This is a genomic window from Nocardioides albidus, assembly GCF_006335005.1.
In the GTDB taxonomy this organism is placed as follows: domain Bacteria; phylum Actinomycetota; class Actinomycetes; order Propionibacteriales; family Nocardioidaceae; genus Nocardioides; species Nocardioides albidus.
Genome location: NZ_VDMP01000016.1, coordinates 83,031 through 88,026 on the forward strand (window position 1 = coordinate 83,031; position 4,996 = coordinate 88,026).

A 4,996-nucleotide genomic window follows, 5' to 3' on the forward strand; every position below is an offset into this window, starting at 1 on the left:
ACCTGGAGCCGGGCCACGAGGCCGAGGAGCGGGCGATCTCGCCCTAGCTTCGCCAGCCTCTCGCCGGCAGCTCAGGCCGCGAGGTCGTCGGGCGCCGCCACCCGCAGCTCGAGGTCGTTGGCCAGGTGCACCGGCCAACGCTGGTCGAGCGCCGCGAGGCCACGCGCCCACGTGAGATCGCCGGCGGTCCGCGTCGCCCCGCCGGGGCGGGCGTAGAGGAAGGCACAGGACAGGCCGCACTCGCGGGCCTGCTCCACCAGGACGCGCATGCGGTCGACCTCCTCGGGCCGCGGGTCGGACGGGACGTCGGCCACCTCGATGACCTGCCGCGGCTGGTCGCCGTCGACGAGCAGCACCCACAGCTGGGGCGTGGCGAAGCCGAGGCGGCCCATCAACGCACGCCAGGTGTGGTCGAGGGCGGCCTGGTCGGCGAGCGGGGGCATCTGGTCGGGAGGCAACAGGGGCGGGATCTCATCGGTCATGCACCCAGCCTGCGCCAGATCGGCGCGCGGCGTCGGCGCTCATCCACAGGCCTCGGTCGGTCAGGTCCCGCTCTCGAGGGCGCGGACGCGCTCGAGGGCGCTCTCCTGGGAGCTCACGACGTGGCGCCGCATCAACTCGCGCGCCAGCTCGACGTCGCGCTCACGGATCGCGGTCATGAGGCCGACGTGCTCGTGGTGGAGTCCGTGCGCGTCGAGGTCCTGGCCGATCCGGAAGAGCTGGAGGGCGCGCCCGGAGAGGGAGCGGAAGATCGAGGCGAGCAGCGGGTTGCGCGCGGCATCGACGACGGCCTGATGGAACTCGACGTTGAGGTGCGCGGCGAGTTTGGCGTCGCCGGCCTCGGTGGCCGCACGCGCCCGCTCCACCAGGTCGTCGAACCGGGCGAGGTCGGCGTCCGTACGCCGCTCCGCGGCGGCGCCGGCCGCGAGCGACTCCAGGCTGATGCGGACCTCGAAGAGGTTGAGCGCGGACTCGGCGTCGAGCGGCGCGACCTGGGCGCCACGGCGAGGCATGATCGTCACCAGGCCCTCCGCGGCGAGCTGCTGGATGGCCTCGCGCACCACGATCCGGGACACGTCGAGCGCGTCGGCGAGATCGCGCTCGACCAGCCGTTCGCCGGGCGCGAGGCGGCGCTCGACGATCCGGTCGCGCAGCTCGTCGGAGACCACCTCGCGCAGCGAGCGGTATCGCGAGCCGAGCGTCTCGCCTGTCGCGTCGAGGCTCATCGCATTCCTTTCGAAGTGTCTCCACAGTCTCGCATCCGAGAAGGATCCGCCGCGGACCGGACTCCGCGCCCCCGGGCCGCCCTGAGTGAGTGCGCTGCACGGCGCCGCGGATGATCTATCATTCATTGGTATACCAAATTCCATCGGCCAAGCCGCGCACGTGCTCACCGCCCGCAGCACCCGCGCACCCGGGAGCTCCTCGCCGCCGTGCGCTGACTCCTCCCCCGACGGCCCGGCCGGCCACGTCCCGAATGCGTGGCCGGTCGGGTCCTTCACGTCAGGTGGCCGGGGCTCGTGGGCTGCGCCGGTACGCCGAGACCGTGGGGTCCCCCTCCAGCCAGAACCGCCAGGGCACGTCGACGGACTTCGACACCCCGACCCGTGGTCCGCTGGCGATCCTCCGGCGGGTGCGGACCTCCGGGCCGAGCCGGACGCCGGTGAAGCCGCTGTCACCGTCGTCTCCGTGGGCGGCGAGGAGGTCGGTGTCGAGGTCGTCGAGCGTGATCCCCAGCGCCTGCGCGAGATTCCCGGGCCCCCGGGCGAGCTGGACGTCCCGGCCGGGCGGCGTACCGCGGCGCAGCCGCGCCAGGTCGTGCCCGTCGACGACCTCGCCCGCCCGGAGCAGCACGGCCGCCCCGATCTCCGACGGCCCGGTCACGACGTTGGCGCACAGGTGGATCCCGTAGGAGCGGTAGACGTAGAGCCGGTAGGGCGGGCCGTACATGATCTCCGAGCGCGGGGTGCGCGTGAACGCGTGCGACGCGGGGTCCTCGCTGCCGCCGTACGCCTCCACCTCGGTGATCCGCACCGTGACGCCGTGGCCGACGATCGTGCGGCCGAGGAGCTCCCTCGCTCGACGTACGACGTCGGCGCGGTCGGCTGCACTCACCCGGCCGACGATAGCCACCCACGTGCAGTGCTCATCGCTCGCACATCACCATGCGCCCGGGTAGGGATCGACCTTCGGCCGTCGTCGCTCGTCCAGCACCCATGCACGGAAGCGGTCGATCTCGGTCTGGTAGGCCAACGGCGGATAGGTGCTCCACTCCTTCACTCCCGGCCACAGCAGCTCGACCTCGACCTCGTTGTCTCGCACGGTGATCGAGTAGAGCTCGCGATTGTCCCGCCTGGACCCGACCACCATGCCGTTCAGCACGTGGTCGCAGGTGAGCTCCTCGAAGCCCGGCAGCCCCCCAGCAGTCGCTCCAGGGACGAGGAAGGTCGCCATGAGGTGCTTCAACCACGGGGCCATGTGGTTGGCCTTGTCGCCGCCGTCGTAGCTCAGGCAACAACCCTGCGAGCAGGCGGACCAGTTCGACCATCCTCGCGGCATGGCGCTCTCGAGCTTCCGGACCGCCTCGGCCATCTCACTCAGCTCGTCGGCGACCCGCAGCGCTCCCGTCGGTCGGTCGATGAAGATGGAGCCGGAGATGCGGTTGATCAACGTGATCTCGCGGTCGTTGAGTGCCGGCGTCACCTCGAGGTAGCCGACGAAGTCCGTTTGGTAGCCCATGCGTCGAGGGTGATCACCCCGACCGCCCACAACAAGGCCGTCCTGCCGGCCTGTGGATGAGTGCCTGCCGGTGAGGGGTCATGCAGTCGGGTCGAGCGTCACAGCGGCGAGGGCTCCGCCCGTCCATGCTTCCTCCGCACTGACATCGGAGATGACCTCGAGCCAGGCCGGAACGGCAGCGGGTGCCCCGTCGCCGTCATCGATCTCGGCCAGCAGCGTCCCGTCCTCGAGCTCGTCGACCACCACGTGCAGCCCGTCGCGATGCACGTGGTGCCGCCGCTTGCGCAGCGTTCTCGTGGGGAGTCGGTCGGCGAGGAGCGCCCATTCCGTGTCGTCGAGGTAGAGCGACGTGCACGCCACCTCGCTGGGGTCGTCATGGAGGCGCACCTTGTGCCCGACCTTGCGCTGCACCGACCCGTCCGGCTTCCGCACCTCCCGCAGCCGCAGGCGCGCCCCGTCGACGTACCGGTCCTCGATCTGCCACACCTCGCTCACCCCGTCGGGGATCCTTGCCACGAGGAACCGCCGCTCGCGCTCCACGACCGCGTACTTCAGGGAGACCATGCGCCCATTCTGGTCCCTCCACCTGCGACCATCGGGCCGTGGAGATCGAGGTCGTCGGCGCCGTCATCGTCCGCGACGGGCTCGTCCTCTGCGCCCAGCGCGGTCCCGGCGGCGAGGACGGCGGGAGATGGGAGTTCCCCGGCGGCAAGGTCGAGCCCGGCGAGAGCCCGCGGTCCGCGCTCGCTCGCGAGATCCAGGAGGAGCTCGGCTGTGGGGTCGAGGTCGGCGCCGCAGTGACGACCACCCGCCACCAGGCCGCGCGGGTGATCGTGCTGACGACCTACTGGTGCCGGCTGACGTCCGGAGCGCCGCTCCCCGAGGAGCACGCGGCGATCCGGTGGCTGCCCGCGGATCAGCTCGACGAGCTCGACTGGGCGCCGGCGGACCTGCCGGCCGTCGCGTTGGTCGCCGCCCAGGCAGCGCGGATCTCGGCCGGGATGCGGCCCTTGGGCGAGATCTCGTGACCCTGAGCGATCGCCCATGCCCGGAGCTCGGCGGCGCTCGGCTCGGGAGTGGGCAGCGGTGACATCGGCGCACTCGGAGTGAGGTCGGCGACGGCAGTCGCGCCGAAGTCGTCGGCGGCCGCGGCCACGACCGCACCGGCGAGGAACCGGTAGGACCACTCCTGGGCGAGCTTGCGGTTGTCGCAGAACACGATCGGCACCGCCGGAAAGGCGACCTGCGCCTCCGCGAGCCCGTCGGCGATCACGGCCGTACGGACGTGCTCGTGCTGGAGCAGCCTGCCGTACGACGCCTCGACCACCACCGCCGCGTGCGGCAGGGACGCGAGCTCGGTCAGCTGGAACTTCAGCTTCCCCGAGGTCATCGAGCCGACCAGGTCCTGCGGACTCTTGCGCTCGACCGCCGCGATCACCCGCCCGGCCTCGTCGAGCACCCCGTAGTCACCCGCCGGCAGCCTCTCCCGCCGCGTGGTCGCCTGCTGCTCGCCGAACTTCCACGCGTAGCGCTCACCGGAGTCGACGACGATCGTCAGGTCGCGTACGCCGAGGGCGCGAGCCGTCGAGACGGCGACCCGTGGCCGCGCCTGCTTCACGGTCCGCGACGTCTGCCAGAACACGGCCTGCCGACCACCCCGGATGGTGGTGATCACGAACTGCGAGCGGTTCTCCCGCCCCCGGTCGAGCACGAGGTCGATGGCGGCGCCGCGGCGTACGCAGGACCGGACACCGACCCGCTCGACGATCTCGACCTCCTCCGGCCACCCGTCGAAGAACCGGTGACAGTAGACCTTCGCCGTCCGGGGCCAGGTCTCCTTGGCCTTGAGCAGGATGCCGTCGCCGAGCGGGATCCGCAGGAGATAGGGCAGCGTCGAGTCCGGCTCGGGGTTGCGCGCGATGACGAAGTCGTCGGGCATGGAGCCGAGTCTTGCAGGCTCCGCCCGGGCGCGCCGTCACGTGCGTCGGTAGAACCTGATGTCGCCGTTGGGGAGGCGTCCGTGGGTGTAGGCGTGGTCGTGGATGCGGTGGTGATGGTGGTTGCACAGGCTGACGGCGTCGTCGAGGTCGGTGTGTCCGCCCTGGGACCAGGGTTGGAGGTGGTGTGCCTCGGTCCACGCGGCCGGGATGGTGCAGCCCTCGGCCCGGCACCGCCGGTCACGTAGGCGGAGTGCTCGGTGTTGGGCTTTGGAGAACAGGCGGGCTTTGCGGCCGAGGTCGAGGATCTCGCCCTTGCC

At 71.6% G+C, this 4,996-nt stretch carries 8 protein-coding genes; 1 reads left to right on the forward strand and 7 read right to left on the reverse strand.

Features of this window, described 5'->3' with window-relative positions; all coding sequences use genetic code 11:
• Positions 1-71 precede the first annotated feature (71 nt).
• The 5 genes from FHP29_RS03960 to FHP29_RS03985 all read right to left on the reverse strand — a co-directional run bounded on the left by FHP29_RS03960 (position 72) and on the right by FHP29_RS03985 (position 3,303).
• On the reverse strand, positions 72-482 hold the full coding sequence (locus FHP29_RS03960; protein WP_139621552.1) for a hypothetical protein: 411 nt from the start codon (positions 480-482) through the stop codon (positions 72-74).
• A gap of 60 nt (positions 483-542) precedes the next feature.
• Positions 543-1,226, reverse strand: coding sequence for a GntR family transcriptional regulator (locus FHP29_RS03965; RefSeq protein ID WP_158296460.1), 684 nt, complete (start codon positions 1,224-1,226; stop codon positions 543-545).
• Positions 1,227-1,503: 277 nt separating this feature from the next.
• Positions 1,504-2,115, reverse strand: coding sequence for a DNA-3-methyladenine glycosylase (locus FHP29_RS03975; protein WP_139621554.1), 612 nt, complete (start codon positions 2,113-2,115; stop codon positions 1,504-1,506).
• A gap of 45 nt (positions 2,116-2,160) precedes the next feature.
• Positions 2,161-2,739, reverse strand: coding sequence for a hypothetical protein (locus FHP29_RS03980; protein WP_139621555.1), 579 nt, complete (start codon positions 2,737-2,739; stop codon positions 2,161-2,163).
• A gap of 78 nt (positions 2,740-2,817) precedes the next feature.
• Positions 2,818-3,303, reverse strand: a complete 486-nt coding sequence (locus FHP29_RS03985) for a hypothetical protein (protein ID WP_139621556.1) — start codon at positions 3,301-3,303, stop codon at positions 2,818-2,820.
• Between the two features lie 38 nt (positions 3,304-3,341).
• On the opposite strand from FHP29_RS03985, the gene FHP29_RS03990 reads away from it, so the two are divergent.
• Positions 3,342-3,767, forward strand: a complete 426-nt coding sequence (locus FHP29_RS03990) for a (deoxy)nucleoside triphosphate pyrophosphohydrolase (protein ID WP_139621557.1) — start codon at positions 3,342-3,344, stop codon at positions 3,765-3,767.
• Here FHP29_RS03990 and FHP29_RS03995 read toward each other — a convergent pair.
• Together FHP29_RS03995 and FHP29_RS21500 are read right to left on the reverse strand one after the other, a co-directional pair.
• A complete protein-coding gene (locus FHP29_RS03995) occupies positions 3,656-4,678 on the reverse strand; it encodes an ERCC4 domain-containing protein (RefSeq protein WP_139621558.1) in 1,023 nt (340 codons plus the stop codon). The two genes, FHP29_RS03990 and FHP29_RS03995, sit on opposite strands and share 112 nt — an antisense overlap.
• Positions 4,679-4,714: 36 nt before the next feature.
• Positions 4,715-4,996, reverse strand: a 282-nt coding sequence (locus FHP29_RS21500) for an HNH endonuclease signature motif containing protein (RefSeq protein WP_192903959.1), incomplete at its 5' end; no start/stop codon positions are given.